Here is a 19,843-nt window from a genome sequence, read left to right as displayed (position 1 = left end):
AGTAAATCGTTGGTCGGTCGCGGGGCGCCGGTCGAGCGGCCGGACGGATCGGGTCGGTAAGGGCCGTATTATTATCTGTCAGTGGCCGGTCAGTGGCCGGTCGACAGTCGTGCAGCGGTCGGTCGGCAGTCGGTCAGCGGTCGGTCAGTCGTCGCTCTCGCCGGTTGCGACCCGTTCGCGGGCCGCCGCGACGACGAGCGGGAGCGTGATCGTCGCGTCGGCGTAGACGGAGGCGTTGCGGGCGGCCTTCTCCAGTTTCCCCCACGAACGCGCCTCGTCGAGCGTCGCGCCCGACAACCCGCCGGTCTCGGGCGTGTCCATCGTCAACTGCACCGCGTAGTCGTAGGCGTCCGGCGCGACGAGCATCGTCTGGAGCGTGTAGTTCTTCGGCACGCCGCCGCCGACGACCATCGCGCCCGCCTTCTCGGCGTCGAAGGCCTGATCGGTGATGGTCGTCATGTCCGCCAGCGCGTCGAGCGTGAACTCGCTCGTCTGGGAGTACATCCACGCCTGCAGGCCCAGCACGGAGTCCTGGACCGCCGGACAGTATATCGGCACGTCGTTCTCGTACGCGGCGGCCGCGACGCCCGGCCCCTCCTCGATATCTTCTGCGTCGTTCACCGCGGCGTTCGCGCGGCCGAGTTCCTCGGTGAACCGCTGGATGCTGACGGCGCCCGACTCCTCGCACTCCGCTTCGAGCGTCGGGAACACCTCGCTGCGGAGGTGGTCCTCGAACAGCGCGAAGTGCTCTTGCGGGAGGTAGACGTTGTAGATGCGGTCGACGCCCTCGTCGCGGAGTCGCTCGTCGTGCTCGCGCTCGGTCTTGCCCTCGTCGTGGACCTGTCCGTGGTGGTGTTTGCCGCCGATGGCTTCGATCGAGTCGTGGGTGAGGTTCGCGCCGGTCGTCACCAGCGCGTCGATGTGCCCGTCGCGGATCAGGTCGGCGACGATGCGGCGCATACCGGTGGGAACCATCGCGCCGGCGAGGCCGAAGAAGTTGGTCACGTCGTCGTCGCCGAGCATCTCGGCGTACACGTCGACGGCCTCGTGGAGGGCGCTGGCGCCGATGCCGGCGTTCCCGTACTCGTCGGCGAGTTCCCCGACGGTCATGCCCGCGCGCGCCTCGGCGTGGCCGATGGGGTCGTGTTCGAACGTCTCGCGTGGCGTCTCGTCGCTCATTGCTCGCCCGTCGGCCGCCCGCGCGCTTCAAGCCCGCGATTCTCGGCCGTCCGCCGCGCCCGAGCTACCGCCACGCGGGAAACACCGAAATGCCTGGCTTCCTTCCACCCTCCATGGCTTCGTCCCACGCCGACTCCGTGTTGCCCGAGCACGCCCGCGAGCGACTCCGCGCCGGTGTCGCGACGGTCGGCGAACGGGAGTCGCTCGCGGTCCGGTCGCCGGTATCCGGCGACGCTATCGGGACGGTCCCCGAGTGTACGGCCGACGACGTGGCGGCCGCGGTCGAACGCGCTCGCGACGCCCAGTCCGACTGGGCCGATCGATCCGTCACCGAACGCGCCGACGTGCTCGACCGGTTCGCCGAGGCGGTGACCGCCGACCGCACCGAACTGCTCGACGTGGTCCAGCTGGAGACCGGGAAGGCCCGCTTCGACGCGCTCGAAGAGGTGCTCGACATCGTCGCCACGGCCGACTACTACGCTCGCCGCGGCCCCGGACATCTCGAATCGACTCGCCGGAGGGGGGCAGTTCCCGGCCTGACCCGGACCGTCGAACACGCCGACCCCGTCGGCGTCGTCGGTTGCATCTCCCCGTGGAACTACCCGCTCACGCTCGCCGTCTCCGATCTCCTGCCCGCGCTCCTGGCCGGAAACGGCGCCGTCCTGAAACCCGCCGAGGCGACGCCGTTCTCGGCGCTCCGCGCGGTCGAACTGCTCGAATCGGCGGGGCTCCCGGCGGGTCTCGTCCAGGTCGTCACCGGCGACGGCGAGCGACTGGGCGAGCCGCTGATCTCGCGGGTCGACCACCTGCGGTTCACCGGGAGCACCGCCGTCGGCCGCGAGGTGGCGGCGCTGGCGGGCGAACACCTCGTCGACACGTCGCTCGAACTCGGCGGGAAGAACCCGGCGGTCGTCCTCGCCGACGCCGACCTCGACGAGACGGTCCGCGGCCTCCTCAACGGCTGTTACGCCAACGCCGGACAGCTCTGTATCGCGACCGAACGAGTGTACGTCGAGCGTCCGCTGTTCGAGGGGTTCCGCCAGGCGTTCGTCGCCGCGACCGAACGGCTCGACCTCGGCGTCGGGCTCGACTACGGCCCGGACGTGGGGTCGCTGGTCAGCCACGAACAGCTGGAGACGGTCGACTCGCACGTCGCCGACGCCCGCGAGCGCGGCGCGACGGTCGAGACCGGCGGCCGCCGGCGCGAGGACGTGAGCCCGTGGGCCTACGAACCGACCGTCCTCACCGACCTCCCGGCCGCAGCGACCGCCGCGAGCGAGGAGACGTTCGGTCCCGTCGTCTCGCTCGTCCCCGTCGACGCCGTGGCCGAGGCCGTCGAGCGAGCCAACGACACCGACTACGGCCTCCACGCGAGCGTCTGGACGGGCGACGCCGACCGCGGAGAGCGCGTGGCCCGCCGCATCGAGGCCGGTTCGGTGTCGATCAACGACGGCTACCGCGCGATGTGGGCCTCGACCGACGCGCCGATGGGTGGCGTCGGCGACTCGGGGATCGGGCGCCGCCACGGTCGCCAGGGGATCCGCGACTACACCGAGTCCCAGACGGTCACGACCCAGCGCGGCCACCCGCTCGCGATTCCCGAACGGGTCCCGAACCGCGTCGCCGCGGCGGGCGCGACTGCGGGCGTCAGACTGCTCCGGTGGGTGCGGGACCGCTCGCCGAGGGGTCGCTGACCGTGCAACTGCTCACCGGCTTCCCCGGATTCCTCGGCTCGGCGCTCGTCGGCCGACTGCTCGACCGCACCGACGAACGCCTCGTCTGTCTCGTCCAGTCTCACTACCGCGATAAGGCGCGTGAGCGGGCCGCGACCCTCGCCGACGACGCAGGGGTCGACCGCGACCGGATCCGACTTGTCGAGGGCGACATCACCGATCCCGACCTCGCCGTCGACGACTACGACGCTCTCCGGCGGGAGGCACGCGTCGTCTACCACCTCGCCGCGGTGTACGATCTGGGGGTCGCGCGACCGCTCGCCGAACGAGTGAACGTCGACGGGACCCGCCACGTGCTTCGGTTCGCCGCCGCCGCCGAGGTCGAGCGGTTCCACTACGTCAGCACGTGCTACGTCAGTGGCCGCTACGACGGGACCTTCACCCACCGCGACCTCGCGGTCGGGCAGTCGTTCCACAACCACTACGAGGCGACCAAGTTCGAGGCGGAGCGACTGGTACGGGACCGGATGGCCGACGGGTTCCCGGCGACGATATACCGACCGGCCATCGCCGTGGGCGACAGTCGAACCGGCGAGACCCAGAAGTTCGACGGACCGTACTACCTGCTGAAGCTGATCCTCCGCCAGTGGCCCGTGGCCGTCGTTCCCGTCCCGGTCCGGCCGTCCGCGACGCGGCTGAACGTCGTTCCGCGGGACTTCGTGGTCGACGCGATGGACGCGATTTCGGCCCGCCAGGACTCCGTCGGGGAGGTGTACCAGCTCTGCAACCCCCACCCGCCGACGATCAGCGAACTCGTCCGGGCGCTGGGTCGGGCGGCCGGACGTCGGGTGGTTCCAGTCCGGGGCACGACCAGATTTGCCCGTATCGCCACCGAGCGGATCCCCGGTTTCGCCGACGAACTCGGGATCGAGCCGGCCTCGTTGCCGTACCTCTCCCAGCCGACGACGTACACCGACGAGAACACGCGGGAGGCGCTCGCCGATACCGACGTTCGGTGTCCGCTGTTCGCCTCGTACGCGGACCGACTGGTCGCCTACGCGCGGGAGCGCATCGACGGTGGAGTCGGGACGATGACCTAGTCGACGGTGAGCGCCGCGTCGCAACACGACGAGCGGTACTCCTCGGCCCGCCGGACGAGCTTGCAGTCCCTGTACCGTCGAGCCACGAGCGCGTCGCACTCCCGACAGCGGAGGACGTACTTCGGGTCGGAGAACGTCTCGCAGTGGACGTCGGTGTCGAGTTCCCGGGCGCGCGCCTCGAACTCGGTCCCGTGGTCGGTGGTGCCACAGCGCTGGTACTGTTCGAGGTGAACCAGTTCGTGGCGGAGCGTCGCCTCCCACTGGTCCCGGTCGAACGACTCGAACGCGCCCCAGGTCAGCGACAGCGTCGCCGGGAACGGCCGGCCGTCGGCCCGCCGCCCGCCGGAGGCTTCGACCGTCTCCCAGTCGACCGAGTCGCCGACTTCGGCCGCCGGGATCTTCGGGCGTTTGAGCGCCGCCGCCCGTCGTTTCGCGCGCGTCGACACCTCCCACTCCACGAGGTCGAATCGGACGTCGACCAGCCACTCGCGGCGCACCTCCTTGCAGTACTCGCGCGACCACGCCACGAGGTCGTCGTGGGTCGCGATGTCGGCGTACGACGGCGTCGTCACGATGTGGCCGACAAGAACGTGCGGTCTCTTGAATCGCTCGCTCGCGGCGAGAGGGACGCGCCCACCCCGCGGCCTCCTCAGGTCGTCGCCGCGGTCCGGTTCCTCCTCAGTTCGTCGTCGTGATCTCGACCACGTCGCGGTGGTCGAGTTCGGTGTCGGCGGCGACCTGCCGACCGGAGCGGATGTCCATCGCGTGGAGGAACCCCTCGCCGATGTCGGTGTGGAGGAAGTAGGCGAACTCCTCGGCGGTCGACCCGTCGGGCAGGACGAAACAGTCCTGCAGGAAGGTGCCGTCCTCCTGCGGTTTCTCCGCGCCAGGGAAGACGGCGATAGCGTCGAGCACGTCGAACAGGGCGGTCTCCAGCGCGCGCTGGACGCCCGTCCCCTCGTACTCGGTGACGAACTCGCGGATCGATTCCAGTCCCGCCTCCTGCTCCTCGCTCACGTCGCCGACGATCTCGAACTCGCTGTCGCCGGGGCGGTAGTCGACGACGCCCTGCTCGTCCGCGGACTTGAGCGCCTTCTCCGCGTGGGCCGAGACCGGAACGAAGGTGAGGTGGTCGTACGCGTCCTCTTCGGTGATCGCCTCGAAGTTCTCCTGTGCGGTGGGTTTGTCCATCTTGTTCGCGGCGACGACCATCGGTTTCGTCCGCAGTCGGATCTCGCGAGCGAGTTCCTCGCGGTCCTCCTGCTCCCACTCGTCGGGGTCGAGCGAGAGACCGAGCGAGAGGAGCACCTGCTTGATCTCGTCCTCGTTCGTCCCGAAGGCGCTCATCTGCTCGGCCAGATCGGTCTCGATGTCGCGGTCCTCGCCCTGGTAGCCCGAGCGGTAGCGCTCGATGCCCTTCTCGAGGATGTCGAGGTACCACATGTCCAGTTCCTCTTCGAGGAAGTCGATGTCCTCGCGGGGGTCGTGGTCCTCGGTCGCCTCGCCCTCGATGTCGGTCTCGCCGGAGAAGTCGACGACGTGGACGAGCACGTCCGTCTCGTTGAGGTCCGAGAGGAACTGGTTGCCGAGTCCGCGGCCCTCGTGGGCGCCCGGGACCAGCCCGGCGACGTCGACGAGTTTCGACGGGACGAAGCGCGTGCCGTCCTCGCAGTAGCCCGTGTTCGGCGTACAGGAGTGGTCGAACTCCGGCGCGGCGCACTCGACGCGGACGTAGGCCTCGCCGACGCTCGGGTCGATCGTCGTGAACGGGTAGGCCCCCTCTGGCACGTCGTTCATCGTCGCGGCGTTGAACAGCGTCGACTTGCCCACCGAGGGCTTGCCGACGAGTCCGATGCGGTAACTCATTGCCTGCTGTATCCAACAGCGCGGCTAAAGCGTTTCCAATCGGATACGTCGAAACCGCCGGATTCGCCTGCTTCGAGCGGCGTGTGGCCTATTCACAAACAACGTGTCGTACGAGATCCAGTGACAGGGCCGTCCCGACCGACGGTCAAGTCGCTCGTTGATCCTCCGGGGATGTTTTCCCGGCAGGTTCGAAACGCGGAGTATGCACCGACGTACGGTCCTCGCCTCGCTGGGCACCTGCGCGGCGCTCACCGGTTGTCAGACGCCGGGTTCGTCCGATCGGACAGCCGACGAGACGGCGACGCCTCCCACCTGCGAATCCTCGGACCCGCGTCGGATAGAACTCGCGGGGACGGCGACGGTTCCCGACGGGGCCGAGATGTCGATGACAGCCACGACCGAGCGTACGCGTTCGACGGCAGACGCGCCGGCGCAGGTCGCCGTCGAACTGCGCAACGACGGTCCGAGTCGCGCTGTGGACGTGACCGACGACGGCCGCTGCCATCTCCTGAACCGCGACGCAGGCCGGAGCGACCCCGGCGGCCTGTGGCTCTACCGCGCGGGCGACGTACCGGCCGACCGCGTCGGTGACTGCTGGACCCGTGACCTCCCGCCGCGCGATAGCGTCGGATTCGATGGCTACGGCTGCGGGCGACGCCCGTTCGAGTCCGACGAGACGATCGCGACCACCTACGAGGTCTGGGACGACTACACGGTCGACGGCCACCTGGAGCCGGATACCTATCGGTTCGACGCGTCCGTCGCTCTGTGGGACGAAACCGCCGAAGGGGGAAGCGAGACGAGTTCCGAGCCGCTAGTCGTCGACTGGTGGTTCGAACTGTCCGTCGCTACGGCCGGTGACTGACGTCCGTTTCGGGCGTCGCTGAGCAAGTCCGTCCGGAAACCGTTAACTCCGCGACGGTCGAGCGGGAAGTCATGACGGAGAGTCCGTTCGACGTGCGGATACAGGTCGCCGAAGTCACCCGCGCCGAACCGTTTCCCGAAGCCAACAAGTCCGAGATGGTCAAGCTCTGGCTGGACCTCGGCGACGAGACGCGCCAGTCGGCCGCCCAGCTGGGCTATCACCACGACGCCGAGGACGTCGAAGGCCGACAGGTCCTCGCGGCGACGAACCTCGGGTCCGTCCGCATCGCGGGGTTCAAATCAGAGGCGCTCACCGTCGGCGTGCCGGGGGCGGACGGCAACCCGGTCCTCGTCACGCCGGAAGAAGACGTCCCGCTGGGCGGCGAACTGTACTGAGTGGCCGGCCTGCGCGCGAACGAACCGCGGAGACTGTCGTCTCCGGCCGATATCTGCATGGAAGTGCCGAATGCGAACCGAATAGTCGGCACACACTGGAAGCGTCCAGCGCGGATCTCGGCGGCCAGCCTTCCGAGTCATCGCCAGTGTTCGGCATCTTCCGACGGGCAGGAGACGACCCGCTGACCAGTTGCGAATCCACATCTCCTGTCCTCGAATATCTTTGAGTTTCGGGACTGACAAAATGTAAGCAGGGTAAAACTTTTTTCACTGGACGCCAGTGCTCGGTTGTGTGCACCGCTACCACGACGACAGAGCGCCCGTTTCGCGTAGTGTGAGTGAGAACCGATGAGTGACGAGTCCCAGCAGTCCGCTGTCCGGTCGTGGATCGACGACCACCGGCTCGTCGCCTTCCTGCTGATAACGTACTCGTTCACGTGGGTGATCCAGGGGATCGTCGCGGCCATGGGGCTGGAGGCGTCGTGGACGCAGTCGATCCTCATCGGATTCGGCGCGTTCGGGCCGCCCGTCGGAGCCGCCGTCGTCATCTGGGCCAGCGGCGGCGACCTCCGCAAGTGGATCGGACAGTTCTTCGTCTGGCGTATCGGTGCTAGGTGGTGGGCCATCGCGCTCGGACTCCCGTTCGTACTACTCGGGTCGGGCATCGTCCTGTTCGTCGCGCTCGGCGGGCCGATCGACCTGGGTTCGTTCCCGTTCCCGGGTATCTACCTCTTCGTGCTGGCCTGGGGCACGCTGTGGGGCGGCGGGCAGGAAGACCTCGGCTGGCGCGGGTTCATGCTCCCGTTGCTCCAGGACAGGTACAGTGCGCTGGTTTCGAGTGTCGTCGTCGGCGTGTCGTGGGCCGGCTGGCACCTCCCGCTGTTCCTCAACGCGACCACGACTCACGGCGGGTGGCCGCTCTCCCAGCAGCTCATCTGGGTAGTGTCGATCCTGGCCGGGTCGATCCTCTGGACCTGGATGTACAACAGCACCGGCAGCGTCCTCGCTGTCGCCGTGTTCCACGCCGGCCTCAACGGAATGGGCGTCTTCCATCCCGCCGACACGGAGGCGTTGGCGCCCGGCGGAGTCCCGGATACTGCGTTGAACCTCCTCGCCGAAGTGACCGGCGCCGTCCCGCTCGTCCTGTGCGCAGTCGCGCTCGTGCTCGTCTACGGCGGCGACCGACTCGCGAGCGACGAGATTCCCGGACCCGAGGTCGTCGGTCTCGATTGACGCTCCCCGGTCGAACTACCCGGTCGACCGTCCCGCTCGTCGTGAAGTCGTCCGAGCAACACTTATCGAACGGACGGCCGTAACTCTCGTATGGCGTCTATCCTGGTGTGCTACGGGACCGGAGAAGGCCAGACCGCGACGGTCGCGGACCGCGTCGCGGACACGCTCACCGACCGCGGTCACGACCCGACGGTCGTCGACGCCTCGGACCTGCCGTCGGACCTCGCCGTCGCGGAGTTCGACGCGGTGCTCGTCGGGACTTCGATCCACGTCGGCAAGCAAGCGTCGACGGTCACGTCGTTCGTCACCGACAACCACGATGCGCTCGTCGCGCGACCGACGGGCTTCTTCCAGATATCGCTATCCTCGGCCTCCGACGACCCCGAACGCCGTGCCGAGGCAGCCGGGTACGTCGAGACCTTCGTCGACGAGACGGGGTGGCAGCCCGACCGGGTCGGCCTGTTCGGCGGTGCGCTCCGGTACTCGAAGTACGGCTTCCTCAAACGCCTGCTGATGAAACGGATCGCGAAAGACGCGACCGGAGACACGGACGCGTCTCGCGACTACGAGTACACCGACTGGGCGGAGGTCGAAGCGTTCACGAACGACTTCGCCGCGTTCGTCGAAGGTCGGCTCGGTCTCACCCCGTCGGTGGGCGACACGTAGCCGAGCCGTCGCCCGGGCGGTTACGAAAGCGCCGGCGGCGGCGCGGGTAGAATCCGGTCACGTCGAAACGTCTGCCGACCGAACCAGACGACGACTCCCAGAACCACCGCCACCCGGACGACGATGCCTATCGGCTCTGCGGTCGGGGGGAGCGTCGTTACCTGCCCGACGAAGTTCTCCAGGAAGTGGAATCCGACGAGTGCGAGGACGCTCCTGTCCGTGTTGTTGTAGAGCCACGTGTAGACGACCGACACGAGCACGACGTTCGTCCCGAAGCAGACCGGATCAGGAGCGAAATCGAAGTTCGCGAAGTAGCCGGGCATCACGAACAGGGGAGCGTGCCAGACGGCCCAGACGAGGCCCACGGCCAGTCCAGACGCGAGCGCAGACCAGCGGACCTGGCACCGGTCGAGGAGGTAGCCGCGCCAGCCGACCTCTTCGGGCAGTGGACCGACCACGAGAATCACGAGCGCCGTCGCTACGAAAGCGCCCGGGTCGCCCAGCAGTTCGAAGAACGTGGTCTCCAGCGGGAGCGGATTCCCAGTGACGACCCCCGTCACCGACGCCGTGAGGAACGTCACGACCGGGAAGAACAGGACCGTCGTCGCGGCCCAACGAGGAGAGATCCGCTCGATATCGGTCAGTCGCTCCCGGAGGTCGGCCAGGCCGCGCGGTCCGTAGGTCACGTACGTCATAGCGACGCCGCCCAGGAGAGGGCCGACGCCACCGACGACGGTGAACGGCAGACCCCGACCGAACGCCTCGTATCCAGCGATGACGTTGACGCTCCACCAGAGCCACGTCCAGCCGTGCGAGAACAGCAGGTATCCCCAGAGGTCGAAGAACGGCAGCCCTCGAAGCCGGAGACGGTCGATAGCTCTCTCCATTGGAACGGGTCGTTCTGGCAGACTCGGTGTGAATTATGGTCGCGTCAGTTGATAAGATCAGTGTCGGACACTGGTGCTGGTGTTCGCGCCCCGATGTAGCCGTCTGTGTGATTCGGAGTCACCGTGTCGAGTATGGGATGGAGTCTTCGCAACTGACCCTTCAGTTCCGCGACTTCGCGTTCAGTTCCGCGGCCCCGAGCGACGGCCCGATTTTATTACCTCAGACAGAGGATCGATGGGTAGCGAGATTCCGATGCGTCTCACCACGTACCTGCGCGAACGCCAGTGGACGACGGTGTTCGGATACCTGCTGTTCGTCGCCCTGATGGTCGCCGGGTACTACTACAACCTCACCTTCGTCCAGCTGGGACTGATCGACCTCGGGACCCGGCTGGTCGGCATGTCCGAGACGGCCGTCTCCGCGTGGATGGCTGCCCTCGCGCTGTGCACCCTCCTCGTCGCCGTGGTCACCGGTGTGACGATGGACCGTCGCGGCTGGAGTACGGACGTTCGGACGAAACTCCGGCTGCTGTTCGGCGTCGTCTGCGTCCAGTTTGCCCTCACGCTCGTCGCGCCCCACGTTCGGACGGTCCCCGCGTTCGGCGCCTGGATCGTCGCCGCCTCCGTCGGGCTGGGCGTCGGCTTTCCCGTCTCCTTCTCGCTGGCGATCGATCTCGTCCCGGTCCCCGACAGGGGTTACGTCGCCGCCGCTATCACGGCGATCGCGTACTTCGCGGCGAACGCCGTCCCGCTATCGTGGTCGATAGACGTGTTCAGCCGGCTGATGACCGCCGCGATGGCGCCGGGGCTCGTCGTCCTGGCCGTCCTGGCCTCCGGGCGGGTGACACGCGTCGAGGCGGTTCTCTCGGAACTCGGCGGTCAGCACCGCGAGTTTGGACGCGGGCGGTTCTGCTACCCGGACCCGGTACGGGCGCGGAGCCTCGCGTTCGCCGTCCCGGTCGTGCTCATGTTCGGGGTGTTCTTCGTCGACAGCCTGGGCTTTCTGCGCATCATCGATACCCCGTCGTTGCTGCTCAGTTCCTGGCAGTCGCCCGACCTCGCGACGCGATGGGTCATCGCCGTCGCGCACGTCCTCGGAGCGGTGATGGCCGGCGTCATCTACGTGAACTACCCGATGAATCGGGTGTTCCTCTGGACGTTCGCCCTGTTCGCACTGACGCACGTCCTCTACACCTCGGACTTGCGGGTGGCGGCGGTGTTCCCGACGCTCACGGCGGGCTCGTCGTCGCCGCTCAATCCCGCGTTCTACGCGGTCGCGGTGAGCTTCTACACGACGTTGAACTTCGCGCTGTGGCCGGACATCTCGACGCCGGAGACGATCGGGACGCACTCGGCCATCGGGATCGGCGTCGCCGGGTGGCTCGCCACGTTCACGAGTACCGCGCTCGCGCTGTACTTCCAGGCGACCGAGCTGCCGCTCCTGTCGCATCTCAACGTCGTGCAGGCGCTCTCGCTCCTGTTGCTGTTCGGCCTCGCCGTCGGACTGTACGTCCGCCGGATGGTCGAGATCGCCGGCGCCGACGGAGGTGCGACGGCATGACACCGACGGAGGCCATCCCCTTACTGATCGTCGTGTTGCTCGTGGTCTCGGCCGGTGGCGGGGACGTCGACGAGATGACCGTCACGTTCGAGGGGGCGAACACCGTCGAAACGCTCGACGACGTGCACGTGGTCGCGGGCGGAACGTCCACGGTCCCGGCGAACGGCTCGGTCTCCGGCGACCTCTACGTCATCGGCGGCACCGCACGTATCGCGGGCGAACTCGACGGTGACGTCACCGTGTTCGCGGGTAACGCCTCCATCCTCGGCGACGGCGTCGTCACCGGGACGCTCCAGACGATCAGCGGCGATTCGTCGGTCGCCGACGGGGCGACAGTCGGCGCCGTGTCGTCGTTCGACCCACCGACGCCCACCGCCTCGCCAGCGAGGCGGATCGGGGCGTTCCTGCTGCAGTTCCTCCTGCTCGCGGTCGTCGGCGGCTGGCTCGCGCGGCGACGGCCCGCGCTGTTCGACAACCTCGGCCACGCGATCACCGAACACGCGCTCGTCAGCGGCGTCGTCGGTGCGCTCGGGAGCCTCGCGCTCCTGGTCCTCTTCGTGTACATGGCGTTCACCCTCCTCCTGATCCCGCTCAGCGTCGCGGGACTCGTCGGCGAACTGCTGATCGTCCTGTACGGCCAGATCGCGTTCGGCCATCTCGTCGGGACGCGGCTGCCGATCGACCGCCCCGACGCCGCGACGGTCGCGGGAATCGGCGTCTTCCTCCTCGGGATCGAACTGCTCGGCCTCGTTCCGTACCTCGGCGCGATCGTCCAGTTCGGACTGTTCGTCGTCGGTTTCGGTGCCGTGCTGAACACGTACTTCGGACTCCAGCGCTTCGAGCCGGTGTCTATCCCGGACGGGGCCGTTCGATAGCGGGCCTCGCAGTCCGACTTCGGGGCCGAGTCCGGCAGAATCTCCCGGGCGACCGACGAGACCGATGCTCGGGTCCGGGCAGTCGCTCGTACCCGCGTATCCGGCGGTCGCTCCCGTCTCGGCCGGCCCGAGGTTGAAGGTGACGCGGAGGGACAGTTGAACCATGACCACCGGGTCTCACTCACTGTCGCGCCCGTACATCCTCGCGACAGTCGCGACGCTCGCGTTCACTGTGGTGGCGACGTCGGTCGGACTGTTCGTTCCCGGGTTTTACCGCGATGCGGCGGTACTGCTTCCGCAGCTGTACGGGCAGGACCTGCTGACGCTGGGGGTCGCGGTCCCGGTACTCGCCGTCTCGCTGTCGTACGCCGCCCGCGGGTCGCTCCGGGGCTACGTCGTCTGGCTCGGCGTGACGGGTTATCTGCTGTACACGTACGCGTCCTACGCGTTCCTCACGGCGTTCAACGAACTGTACCTGCTGTACGTCGCGCTGTTCGCGCTGACGCTCTGTACGCTGGTCGGAGGCGTCGCTCGCCTGGACGCCGGATCACTGAAACGCGCGTTCGGCGAGCGCTCTATCCGGGCCTACGTCGGGTTTCAGCTACTCGTCGCTGTGTTGCTCACGCTCATGTGGGTGGGCGAAGTCGGACCCGCGAGCCTCGCCGGCACGAGACCGCCGAGCATCGCCGAAACCGACCTGCCCGTGCCGGTCATCCAGTCGATGGACCTCGGCGTCGTCGTCCCGTCGTTCGGGATCTCGTCGTACCTGCTGTGGAAGCGTCGGCCGATGGGATACGCGTTCACGGGCGTCCTCCTCGTGAAGGGGACGACGCTCGGACTCGCCGTGCTCGCGATGATCGTCTTCATGCTGCGCGACGGCCAGTCGGTGCCGCTGCCCCAGATCGCGGTGTTCGTGGCGCTGAGCCTGCTGGGCCTCGGACTCGTCGTCCGGTTCGTTCGAGCGATAGACTCCCGCTCGCTCGCTTCGAGCGCCGGGAGTCCAGATCCCTCACGGACCGATTGAGCGAGAGAATCGGTGCAGCTCTGGCGACCCCGTCTGTACTCAGCGGGCCGGCGTCGACGCGTCCCGCGAACCGACTGCCGGCGAGACAGGTGGTCCTATAGGCCGGTCGGGTGGTCGACGTACGTCGTCTCGACGTCCCACTCCTCGGCCAGTTCCTGCAACGCCCGCACGCCGAACGTCTCGGTGGCGTAGTGCCCGCCGAGGAAGACGTTCACGCCGGCGTCGCGGGCCTGGTGGTACACTTTCTGTTTGCCCTCGCCGGAGACGAACGCGTCCACGCCGGCGTCGATGGCCTCCTCCAGCCAGTCGGCGCCGCCGCCGGTGACGATGGCCACGTCCTCGATCGATTCGGGGCCGTAATCGAAGTACTGGACGCCCTCGCCGCCGGTGTCCAGGTTCGCTTCGAGCGTGCTCGCTAGCTCGGCCGCCGACATCGGCTCGGACGCCCGCCCGCGCTGGCCGATGGTGACCGGGCCGACTTCGCCGAACGGTTCCCGGGCTTCCAGTCCCAGTACGTCCGCGACGCCGGCGGCGTTGCCGAGTTCGTCGTGGCCGTCCAGCGGGAGATGCATCGCGTACAGTGCCAGGTCTCGCTCGATCAGCGGTGCGATTCGATCGTAGGAGAGCCCGGTGACGCGGTCGATGCCGCCCCAGGAGAGGCCGTGGTGGACCACGAGCAGGTCCGCTCCGCGGTCGGCGGCCGTCTCGATGGTCGCGCCCGCGGCGTCGACGGCGAACGCGACCGTGTCGACCGACGCTTCTCCGGGTCCGACCTGGAGACCGTTGGCGCTGGCGTCCACGTCGGCGTACTCGCCCGGTGAGAGCCGCTCGTCGTACCGCTCGCAGATCGTCGAGAGGTCCATACCCGCCCGTTCGACGGACGGGGGCCTATCGGTTGCGGATCCGCGGAGAGCCGGTGGCCCCGATCGACCTGGCGTTACGCGTCGCCGCCGTAGAGCTGTCCGCTTTCTTCGCGGAGCAGACCGTGCTCGACGGCCAGATCGAGCACCTTCTCGCAGTCGTCCCGCGAGATCTGGTAGGCGTTGGCCGCGACGGTGACGAACTCGTCCTTGTCGACCGGAAACTCCCGGTTCTCCAGCAGACGCATCACCTTCGTGTTCTCCAGTCGCGACATCGAGACGTCGCGCTTCGGTTTACTGCCGCCACTGCCGCTGGACTCACTACTGCCGCTGCTGGAATCACTACTGCCACCGCTCGACCCACCACTGCCGCCGGAACCGCCCGTCGAACCGTCGGATCCTCCCGACGACGTGCCGGAACTACTCGACGATCCGCCGGAACCGCTCGACGATCCACCGGAACTGCTCGACGACGCGCTGGAAGTCGATTTGCTCGTCGACCTGCTCGACGCGTCGTCGTCGTCGTCGTCGAAGGCGCCGCCGGTGAGCGAACGCGAACTCGTCGGCCCCTCGTCCTCCTTGCGGAACCCGGCGCCCCGGGACTTCGTGTACTTGGGTTCCTTCGGTCCGTCGTCCGCAGACTCGTCGTCCGTATCGTCCGCGGCGGACTCCCCCTCGTCTGCCGCCGATTCCGAGGACTCCTCGGCGGCCTCGCGGTCGTCACCGAACTCCATCGCCGAGGCTTCGGCGGCCTCCTCGTCCGTCGCGTCGTCCTCGCCGAGCGAAGAGAGGATCGCTTCGTCGTCCCCGAGCGTCGATTCGAGGTCGTCTCCGCTCGCGCCCCCGTCGTCGGCGTCCGCCTGACGGTCACGGACGATACCGTCGGCGTTTCGCTCGACGGCGTCGACGACGGTGTCGAGCACGGCGTCGAGTTTCCGCTGACAGGTCCCACAGAGGACGATCGTCTTCTGGGAGTCGGTGCCTGGGTGGAGCGCCGACGGCACCACCGGGTGTTCATCGAGTGTGGCGTCCAGCGCGGCGCCACAGAAGTAACACGACGAGAGCTGGTCCATGTCGGAACCGTCTATCCGGGCCGACGTAAAACGGTCGGTGCCGGGGCAGCGATCGCGTGACCGCGTCCGCTATCTGCTCGCGGCGTGCTCGTAGACGAACGCCCGCAGGAGCTTCGCCGCCAGCACCGCCGACTGCCCGTCGTCGCCGTCGTTGACCTCGACGACGTCGAATCCGTCCGTCGCGGGCGCGACCTCGCGGACGACCCGCCGCCCCTCTCGCGGCGCGAGCCCGAACGGCTCCATCGTCCCCGTCCCCGGCGCGTACCCGGGGTCGAAGGCGTCGATATCGACGCTCAGGTAGACGGAGTCGTCGGCGTCGAACGACGGCTCCCAGTCGCTCACGTCGGCCGGGTCGACGACGGTCACGTCCGACTCGCTCGCGCGGTCCCACTCGGCTTCGCTGCCGGTGCGGGCGCCGAGGACCACCGCGCGGTCGGCCGCGTCGAGGGCGTGGCGCGTCACCGTCGCGTGACTGAGCGGGTCGCCCGCGTAGGACTCCCGCAAGTCGAGATGGGCGTCGAGACAGACGAACACGTCGGGGTCGACGGCACGGACGCCCGCGACGGTCACCGTGTGCTCGCCGCCGACGAGCATCGGGAGCGCCCCTTCCTGGCGAAAGTCCGAGAGCGCGCCGCGGAGGAAAGTGAGATACTCGGCCGTGTCGGCGGTGGGACCGACGTCGCCGTGGTCGTAGACGGCGAGCGAGGAGAATCGCTGGTCGGTGTGGTGGTCGTAGTCGTCGAACGCCTCGGCGTAGTGGCGGACGCGGCGCGGGCCGAAGCGAGCGCCGGGCTCGAACGACGTCGAAGCGTCGAGCGGCGCGCCGACGAGCGCGTAGTCGGCGTCGCTCCGCGCGGCGGCCGCGCCGGGGAACATCCTAGACGATCTTGCGCTGCTCTTCCATCTCGAGGTACTCGATCTCGTCGTCGGGCGCCATCGAGACGCCGTCGGGGAGCGCGAGCGTGAACGTGTCGTACGTCTCGAGGTCCATGACCTGCGCCTCGTCGCCGGAGGTCGAGACGACCTGGCCCTGCTTGCGGTTGATGATCGGGACGCGGATCTTCGCGTCGACCGGCTGGGAGAGGTTGCGCTTCTTCCCGTCGAAGACGCCCTCGGCCTCGACGCGAGCCTTCGCGCTGCCGTGCTTGCCGGGTTTCGCCGTACTGTATGCGTTGATCTTGCAGGCTACGTCGTCGATCATCACGTAGCTGCCCTCGTCCAGATCGCGGACCTCGACCTGCTTCGTTGCCATACCGCGCCGTAAACGAGCGACCAGTATAAACGGTTTGGAACGCCCTCGCCCCGAAAATTCCGCCGCGTCGGCCCGCACTCGCTGTCACCGGCCAGTCTCGGTCGCTCAGCGAGGGGCAGTCTCGGCACCTCACCCCGACCGCCGCTCGTCGATCACGGCGCCCATCCGCTCGATCCCGTCCTCGAGCGTCGTCCGCTCGGCCCCGAACCCGACGCGGACGTACCCCGGCCGCCCGAACGTCTCGCCCGGCGCGACGACCACGCCCTCGTCCACGAGCGCCCGAGCGAACGCCTCGCCGGACTCGAACTCCTCTGGAACGGTCAGGAATCCCGTCGCCCCCGCGGGGAGGTGCCAGTCGAGTCCGTACGACTCTGCGAACTCGCCGAGCAGGTCCCGGTTCCGCCGGACGTGCGTCCGGTTCTCGGCGAGGAGTTCGTCCTCGCGGTCGATGGCCTGCCGGCCGACGTGCTGGCCGAAGGCGGAGGGCGAAATGGTCGTGTAGTCCTTCCACTCCCACGCCGCGGAGACGACGGCTTCGGGACCGGCGAGCCAGCCGAAGCGGAGTCCCGGGAGTCCCCACCCCTTCGACAGCCCGCAGGTGCTGATACCGTACGGACCCATGCTGGCGACCGGTTCGACTCGCTCCTCGGGCGCGGCGAGCGGCCGATACACCTCGTCGGAGAGGAGGTAGGCGTCGGCCGCGGCCGCCAGTTCGTACACCGCCTCGACGGTCTCCTGTGGATGGCTCTTCCCCGTCGGATTGTTCGGGTTGTTGAGGACGATCAGGTCCGTGTGCGGTTCGACCGCCTCCGCGACGGCGTCGATGTTCAGTCGCCAGTCCGGCGCGGCGAGTTCGACCCGCGTCACGTCCGCGACCGCGTCCGGGAGCGAGTGCAACGACTGGTAGGTCGGCGTCACGCACACCGCGTGGCTGTCCCGGTCCAGCGTCGCGAGCACGGCCAGGAAGTTCGCCTCCTGTGTCCCGCAGGTGAAGAGGAGTTCGTCGGCCGCGCGGTCGTAGCGCTCGGCGACGCGCGCCCGGAGGTCCGGGTCGCCGTTCGTCGGGACGACGTATCCCAGCCGCCCGGGGTCGGTGTCGAATCGGTCGGCCTCGAGCGGTCTGACGCCGCTGTCGCCGAGGTTGACGGCCGCGTCGTGTTCGTGGTCGGCCAGCCAGCGTTCGAGGGCGAAGGGCTCGACGTGCATGCTCGACGTTGGGAGCGGTCGGCGGAAAAGGGTCGGGGCGACTACCGTTCGCGCTCGCGCTCGCGCATGCTCTGTCTGGTGAACTGCGGTTGGGCGCGGATGCCCCGGCGTTTCCGGAAGGAGTAGTACAGCAGTGTCGCGACCACCGCGGCCAGTCCGACGGTGACCCCGGCGGCGACGATCTGTTCGAACGCGAAGAGGACGGCCGACGAGAAGACCGCGCTCGCGAGCACCATCCCGTAGATGAGGCGGCGAGTCACCCGCCCGAGGAGGTTCTGGGAGTCGCGGAAGTCCACCTCGACCTGCAGGTCCTCGTTGATGGCCCGGTCGAGCACCGTCTCCAGTTTCGGCGGCGTCCGCACGGCCGACTTCGTGGCCTCCTGGACCTCGTCGACGCGGTCCTCGACGTACTCCCGTGCCGTGTCCGCGAGGAACCCCTCGCCGCGCAGGTAGCCGGTCGCCACCTCGATGAAGTCGAAGTCCTCGTCGAGAGTCACGCAGACCCCCTCGACGACGGTCGCGACCCGCAGGACGAGCGCGAGGTTCGCGGGGAGGCGGAAGGGGAAGTCGTAGATGGTGTCCTCGACCTGCTGGACGATCTGCTGGACGCGGTACTGTTCGATGTCCTCGCCGCGGGCGTCCGCGATGGCGAGTTCCAGCACCTCGCCCATCACTTTCCGGTCGGCCTCCGGGCTGAGCGTCCCCATCTCGACGAGGGTGTCGAGGATGGCCTGGATGTCCTGGTCGGCGACCGCGACGTAGAAGTCGACGATCTTGTCCTGGATGAACGGGTCGACGTAGCCGCTCATGCCGAAGTCGTAGAACACGAGGGTGCCGTCGTCCTGCACCGCGAGGTTCCCGGGATGGGGGTCGGCGTGGAACACGCCGTCCTGGATGATCATCTGGAGGTACGCCTCCTGTAGCGTCTCGGCGAGTTCCGTGCGGTCGAGGTGCTGTGCGTCCAGTTCGTCGATGTCGGTGATCTTCGTCCCGGGGACGTACTCCATCGTGAGGACGCGCCTCGTCGAGCGCGACTCGTCGACCTCGGGCATGCGTATCTTCGGCTGCCCCTCGAAGTTCGCCCGGATCTCGTTCAGCATCTCCGCCTCGCGAGCGTAGTCCATCTCCTCGCGGATCGTCTTGTCGAACTCGTCGGCGAGCGTCTCCAGCGAGAACGCCCGCGCCTCGCCGACGAAGTACATCAGGATCGGGAGCGACCAGCGAACCACCCGGAGGTCCGCCTCGACGAGGTCCTCGACGCCCGGCCGGCGGACCTTCACCGCCACCTCGCCGTCCTCCGTCGTCGCGTAGTACACCTGCCCGAGGCTCGCCCCGCTGATGGCCACGTCGTCGAACTCCGCGAACACCTGGTCGACCGGGCCGAGTTCCTCCTCCAGGACGACGCGGGCTTCCTCCCAGTCTGCCGGCGGAACGCGGTCCTGGAGCTCCTCGAGTTCCTCGATGTATTCGGGGGGGAGGACGTCCGGCCGGGTGGACAGGAGCTGGCCGAGTTTGATGAACGTCGGCCCGAGGGTGAGCAGCGTGTCGAGCAGCGTCTGCGCGCGGTCGCGGCGGGTCTCCGAGGTGACCGTCCGACTCCGGCCGAAGAGGAAGAACCGATTGCGGTCACGCGTGTACGCGACCAGCAGCGGCAGGAACCGCCACGTAACGACGACGAATCGCCAGTATGCGCGTGGGTTCACGTGAGCTCAGTCGTCGATCGGGATCTGCGTCTCCGGCGCGGCCGCGGCCTTGGGGAGTTCGAGCTCGAGGACGCCCCGGTCGATCGAGCCGGAGGCCCCGGCGCCGGTCACGCCCGGCGGGAGCGGGAGCTCGACGTCGAGGAACAGCGAGCGCTCCTCCTCGACGTAGTCGAACTCCGCGGGCACGTCCTTCTCCCGGCGCGCCTCGATGCGCAGGCGACTCCCCTCGACCGCCACGTCGACGGTATCGGACGTCGTCCCCGGCAGGTCGAGCACGAGCACGAACGCGTCGTCGCTCTCCAGCACGTCTGCGAAGACCGCGTCGGGCAAGTCCCGGAGCGCATCACGCAAGGTTGACATGAGCGATGTTAGGGAAGCGAGCGCGTTAAAGGCCGCGATTACCGTGGTCCCACACCGCACGGTCG

The 19,843-nt window shown here is 68.3% G+C and carries 20 protein-coding genes; 9 read left to right on the top strand and 11 right to left on the bottom strand.

Annotated features, from left to right (window positions below; genetic code table 11):
- Nucleotides 1-144 precede the first annotated feature (144 nt).
- Nucleotides 145-1,179 (bottom strand): deoxyhypusine synthase, encoded by a 1,035-nt coding sequence (locus tag D1409_RS14005; protein WP_123537593.1) that lies wholly within the window; start codon nt 1,177-1,179, stop codon nt 145-147.
- Nucleotides 1,180-1,292: 113 nt separating this feature from the next.
- Between D1409_RS14005 and D1409_RS14000 the strand changes: the two genes are divergently transcribed.
- Nucleotides 1,293-2,873, top strand: a complete 1,581-nt coding sequence (locus D1409_RS14000; RefSeq protein WP_123537592.1) for a succinic semialdehyde dehydrogenase — start codon at nt 1,293-1,295, stop codon at nt 2,871-2,873.
- Entirely contained in the window at nt 2,840-3,952 is a 1,113-nt protein-coding gene (locus D1409_RS13995; RefSeq protein WP_235853558.1) for an SDR family oxidoreductase, read from the top strand. Before D1409_RS14000 ends, D1409_RS13995 begins: the two co-directional genes overlap by 34 nt.
- On the opposite strand, the gene D1409_RS13990 is transcribed toward D1409_RS13995, so the two are convergent.
- Both D1409_RS13990 and D1409_RS13985 read right to left on the bottom strand, forming a co-directional pair.
- Nucleotides 3,949-4,524 carry a M48 family metalloprotease gene (locus D1409_RS13990; protein WP_123537591.1) on the bottom strand — a complete coding sequence of 192 codons (576 nt, stop codon included), beginning with the start codon at nt 4,522-4,524 and terminating at the stop codon, nt 3,949-3,951. The two genes, D1409_RS13995 and D1409_RS13990, sit on opposite strands and share 4 nt — an antisense overlap.
- 106 nt (nt 4,525-4,630) lie before the next feature.
- A complete protein-coding gene (locus tag D1409_RS13985; protein ID WP_123537590.1) occupies nt 4,631-5,818 on the bottom strand; it encodes a redox-regulated ATPase YchF in 1,188 nt (395 codons plus the stop codon).
- Nucleotides 5,819-6,020: 202 nt separating this feature from the next.
- On the opposite strand from D1409_RS13985, the gene D1409_RS13980 reads away from it, so the two are divergent.
- From D1409_RS13980 to D1409_RS13965, 4 genes are all read left to right on the top strand, one after another.
- A complete protein-coding gene (locus D1409_RS13980; protein ID WP_123537589.1) occupies nt 6,021-6,683 on the top strand; it encodes a hypothetical protein in 663 nt (220 codons plus the stop codon).
- 71 nt (nt 6,684-6,754) lie between these two features.
- Entirely contained in the window at nt 6,755-7,078 is a 324-nt protein-coding gene (locus D1409_RS13975; RefSeq protein ID WP_123537588.1) for a tRNA-binding protein, read from the top strand.
- Nucleotides 7,079-7,426: 348 nt separating this feature from the next.
- Complete coding sequence (locus tag D1409_RS13970; protein WP_123537587.1) at nt 7,427-8,311, top strand: CPBP family intramembrane glutamic endopeptidase; 885 nt, start codon at nt 7,427-7,429, stop codon at nt 8,309-8,311.
- A 90-nt stretch (nt 8,312-8,401) separates the two neighbouring features.
- Nucleotides 8,402-8,977 carry a flavodoxin domain-containing protein gene (locus D1409_RS13965; RefSeq protein WP_123537586.1) on the top strand — a complete coding sequence of 192 codons (576 nt, stop codon included), beginning with the start codon at nt 8,402-8,404 and terminating at the stop codon, nt 8,975-8,977.
- Nucleotides 8,978-8,997: 20 nt separating this feature from the next.
- Here D1409_RS13965 and D1409_RS13960 read toward each other — a convergent pair whose 3' ends face one another.
- Nucleotides 8,998-9,864 carry a CPBP family intramembrane glutamic endopeptidase gene (locus D1409_RS13960; RefSeq protein ID WP_123537585.1) on the bottom strand — a complete coding sequence of 289 codons (867 nt, stop codon included), beginning with the start codon at nt 9,862-9,864 and terminating at the stop codon, nt 8,998-9,000.
- 253 nt (nt 9,865-10,117) lie between these two features.
- On the opposite strand from D1409_RS13960, the gene D1409_RS13955 reads away from it, so the two are divergent.
- The 3 genes from D1409_RS13955 (at nt 10,118) to D1409_RS13945 (ending at nt 13,324) form a co-directional block, all read left to right on the top strand.
- Nucleotides 10,118-11,425, top strand: a complete 1,308-nt coding sequence (locus tag D1409_RS13955; RefSeq protein WP_123537641.1) for an MFS transporter — start codon at nt 10,118-10,120, stop codon at nt 11,423-11,425.
- Entirely contained in the window at nt 11,422-12,300 is an 879-nt protein-coding gene (locus tag D1409_RS13950) for a bactofilin family protein (RefSeq protein WP_123537584.1), read from the top strand. The genes D1409_RS13955 and D1409_RS13950 overlap by 4 nt, the downstream gene beginning before the upstream one ends.
- 163 nt (nt 12,301-12,463) lie before the next feature.
- Nucleotides 12,464-13,324: a hypothetical protein gene (locus tag D1409_RS13945; protein WP_123537583.1), complete on the top strand. Its 861-nt coding sequence runs from the start codon at nt 12,464-12,466 to the stop codon at nt 13,322-13,324.
- A 95-nt stretch (nt 13,325-13,419) separates the two neighbouring features.
- Here the strand turns inward: D1409_RS13945 and D1409_RS13940 are convergent, their stop codons facing one another.
- The 7 genes from D1409_RS13940 to D1409_RS13910 form a co-directional block, all read right to left on the bottom strand.
- Complete coding sequence (locus D1409_RS13940; protein WP_123537582.1) at nt 13,420-14,187, bottom strand: Nif3-like dinuclear metal center hexameric protein; 768 nt, start codon at nt 14,185-14,187, stop codon at nt 13,420-13,422.
- A 74-nt stretch (nt 14,188-14,261) separates the two neighbouring features.
- Nucleotides 14,262-15,257 (bottom strand): hypothetical protein, encoded by a 996-nt coding sequence (locus tag D1409_RS13935; protein ID WP_123537581.1) that lies wholly within the window; start codon nt 15,255-15,257, stop codon nt 14,262-14,264.
- Nucleotides 15,258-15,326: 69 nt separating this feature from the next.
- Entirely contained in the window at nt 15,327-16,133 is an 807-nt protein-coding gene (speB, locus tag D1409_RS13930) for an agmatinase (RefSeq protein WP_123537580.1), read from the bottom strand.
- A 1-nt stretch (nt 16,134) separates the two neighbouring features.
- The gene (locus tag D1409_RS13925) at nt 16,135-16,509 is read right to left on the bottom strand and encodes a translation initiation factor IF-5A (RefSeq protein ID WP_123537579.1); all 375 of its coding nucleotides are present in this window, start codon (nt 16,507-16,509) and stop codon (nt 16,135-16,137) included.
- A gap of 129 nt (nt 16,510-16,638) precedes the next feature.
- On the bottom strand, nt 16,639-17,715 hold the full coding sequence (locus tag D1409_RS13920; protein WP_123537578.1) for an aminotransferase class I/II-fold pyridoxal phosphate-dependent enzyme: 1,077 nt from the start codon (nt 17,713-17,715) through the stop codon (nt 16,639-16,641).
- Nucleotides 17,716-17,756: 41 nt separating this feature from the next.
- Nucleotides 17,757-19,418 (bottom strand): ABC1 kinase family protein, encoded by a 1,662-nt coding sequence (locus D1409_RS13915; RefSeq protein WP_123537577.1) that lies wholly within the window; start codon nt 19,416-19,418, stop codon nt 17,757-17,759.
- 6 nt (nt 19,419-19,424) lie between these two features.
- Complete coding sequence (locus D1409_RS13910) at nt 19,425-19,778, bottom strand: Hsp20/alpha crystallin family protein (protein ID WP_123537576.1); 354 nt, start codon at nt 19,776-19,778, stop codon at nt 19,425-19,427.
- Nucleotides 19,779-19,843: the final 65 nt, after the last annotated feature.

The organism is Halosimplex salinum (genome assembly GCF_003730195.1).
GTDB lineage: Archaea > Halobacteriota > Halobacteria > Halobacteriales > Haloarculaceae > Halosimplex > Halosimplex salinum.
Note: the sequence above shows the minus strand (reverse complement) of the source record. Positions and strands in the feature narration are given on the sequence as shown.

Coding starts and splice junctions, on each gene's coding strand:
- D1409_RS13970 (WP_123537587.1), top strand. CDS start 7,427: ATGAGTGACGAGTCCCAGCAGTCCGCTGTCCGGTCGTGGATCGACGAC.
- D1409_RS14005 (WP_123537593.1), bottom strand. CDS start 1,179: ATGAGCGACGAGACGCCACGCGAGACGTTCGAACACGACCCCATCGGC.
- D1409_RS14000 (WP_123537592.1), top strand. CDS start 1,293: ATGGCTTCGTCCCACGCCGACTCCGTGTTGCCCGAGCACGCCCGCGAG.
- D1409_RS13950 (WP_123537584.1), top strand. CDS start 11,422: ATGACACCGACGGAGGCCATCCCCTTACTGATCGTCGTGTTGCTCGTG.
- D1409_RS13980 (WP_123537589.1), top strand. CDS start 6,021: ATGCACCGACGTACGGTCCTCGCCTCGCTGGGCACCTGCGCGGCGCTC.
- D1409_RS13985 (WP_123537590.1), bottom strand. CDS start 5,818: ATGAGTTACCGCATCGGACTCGTCGGCAAGCCCTCGGTGGGCAAGTCG.
- D1409_RS13910 (WP_123537576.1), bottom strand. CDS start 19,778: ATGTCAACCTTGCGTGATGCGCTCCGGGACTTGCCCGACGCGGTCTTC.
- D1409_RS13925 (WP_123537579.1), bottom strand. CDS start 16,509: ATGGCAACGAAGCAGGTCGAGGTCCGCGATCTGGACGAGGGCAGCTAC.
- D1409_RS13920 (WP_123537578.1), bottom strand. CDS start 17,715: ATGCACGTCGAGCCCTTCGCCCTCGAACGCTGGCTGGCCGACCACGAA.
- D1409_RS13945 (WP_123537583.1), top strand. CDS start 12,464: ATGACCACCGGGTCTCACTCACTGTCGCGCCCGTACATCCTCGCGACA.
- D1409_RS13960 (WP_123537585.1), bottom strand. CDS start 9,864: ATGGAGAGAGCTATCGACCGTCTCCGGCTTCGAGGGCTGCCGTTCTTC.
- D1409_RS13940 (WP_123537582.1), bottom strand. CDS start 14,187: ATGGACCTCTCGACGATCTGCGAGCGGTACGACGAGCGGCTCTCACCG.
- speB (WP_123537580.1), bottom strand. CDS start 16,133: ATGTTCCCCGGCGCGGCCGCCGCGCGGAGCGACGCCGACTACGCGCTC.
- D1409_RS13975 (WP_123537588.1), top strand. CDS start 6,755: ATGACGGAGAGTCCGTTCGACGTGCGGATACAGGTCGCCGAAGTCACC.
- D1409_RS13935 (WP_123537581.1), bottom strand. CDS start 15,257: ATGGACCAGCTCTCGTCGTGTTACTTCTGTGGCGCCGCGCTGGACGCC.
- D1409_RS13965 (WP_123537586.1), top strand. CDS start 8,402: ATGGCGTCTATCCTGGTGTGCTACGGGACCGGAGAAGGCCAGACCGCG.
- D1409_RS13955 (WP_123537641.1), top strand. CDS start 10,118: ATGCGTCTCACCACGTACCTGCGCGAACGCCAGTGGACGACGGTGTTC.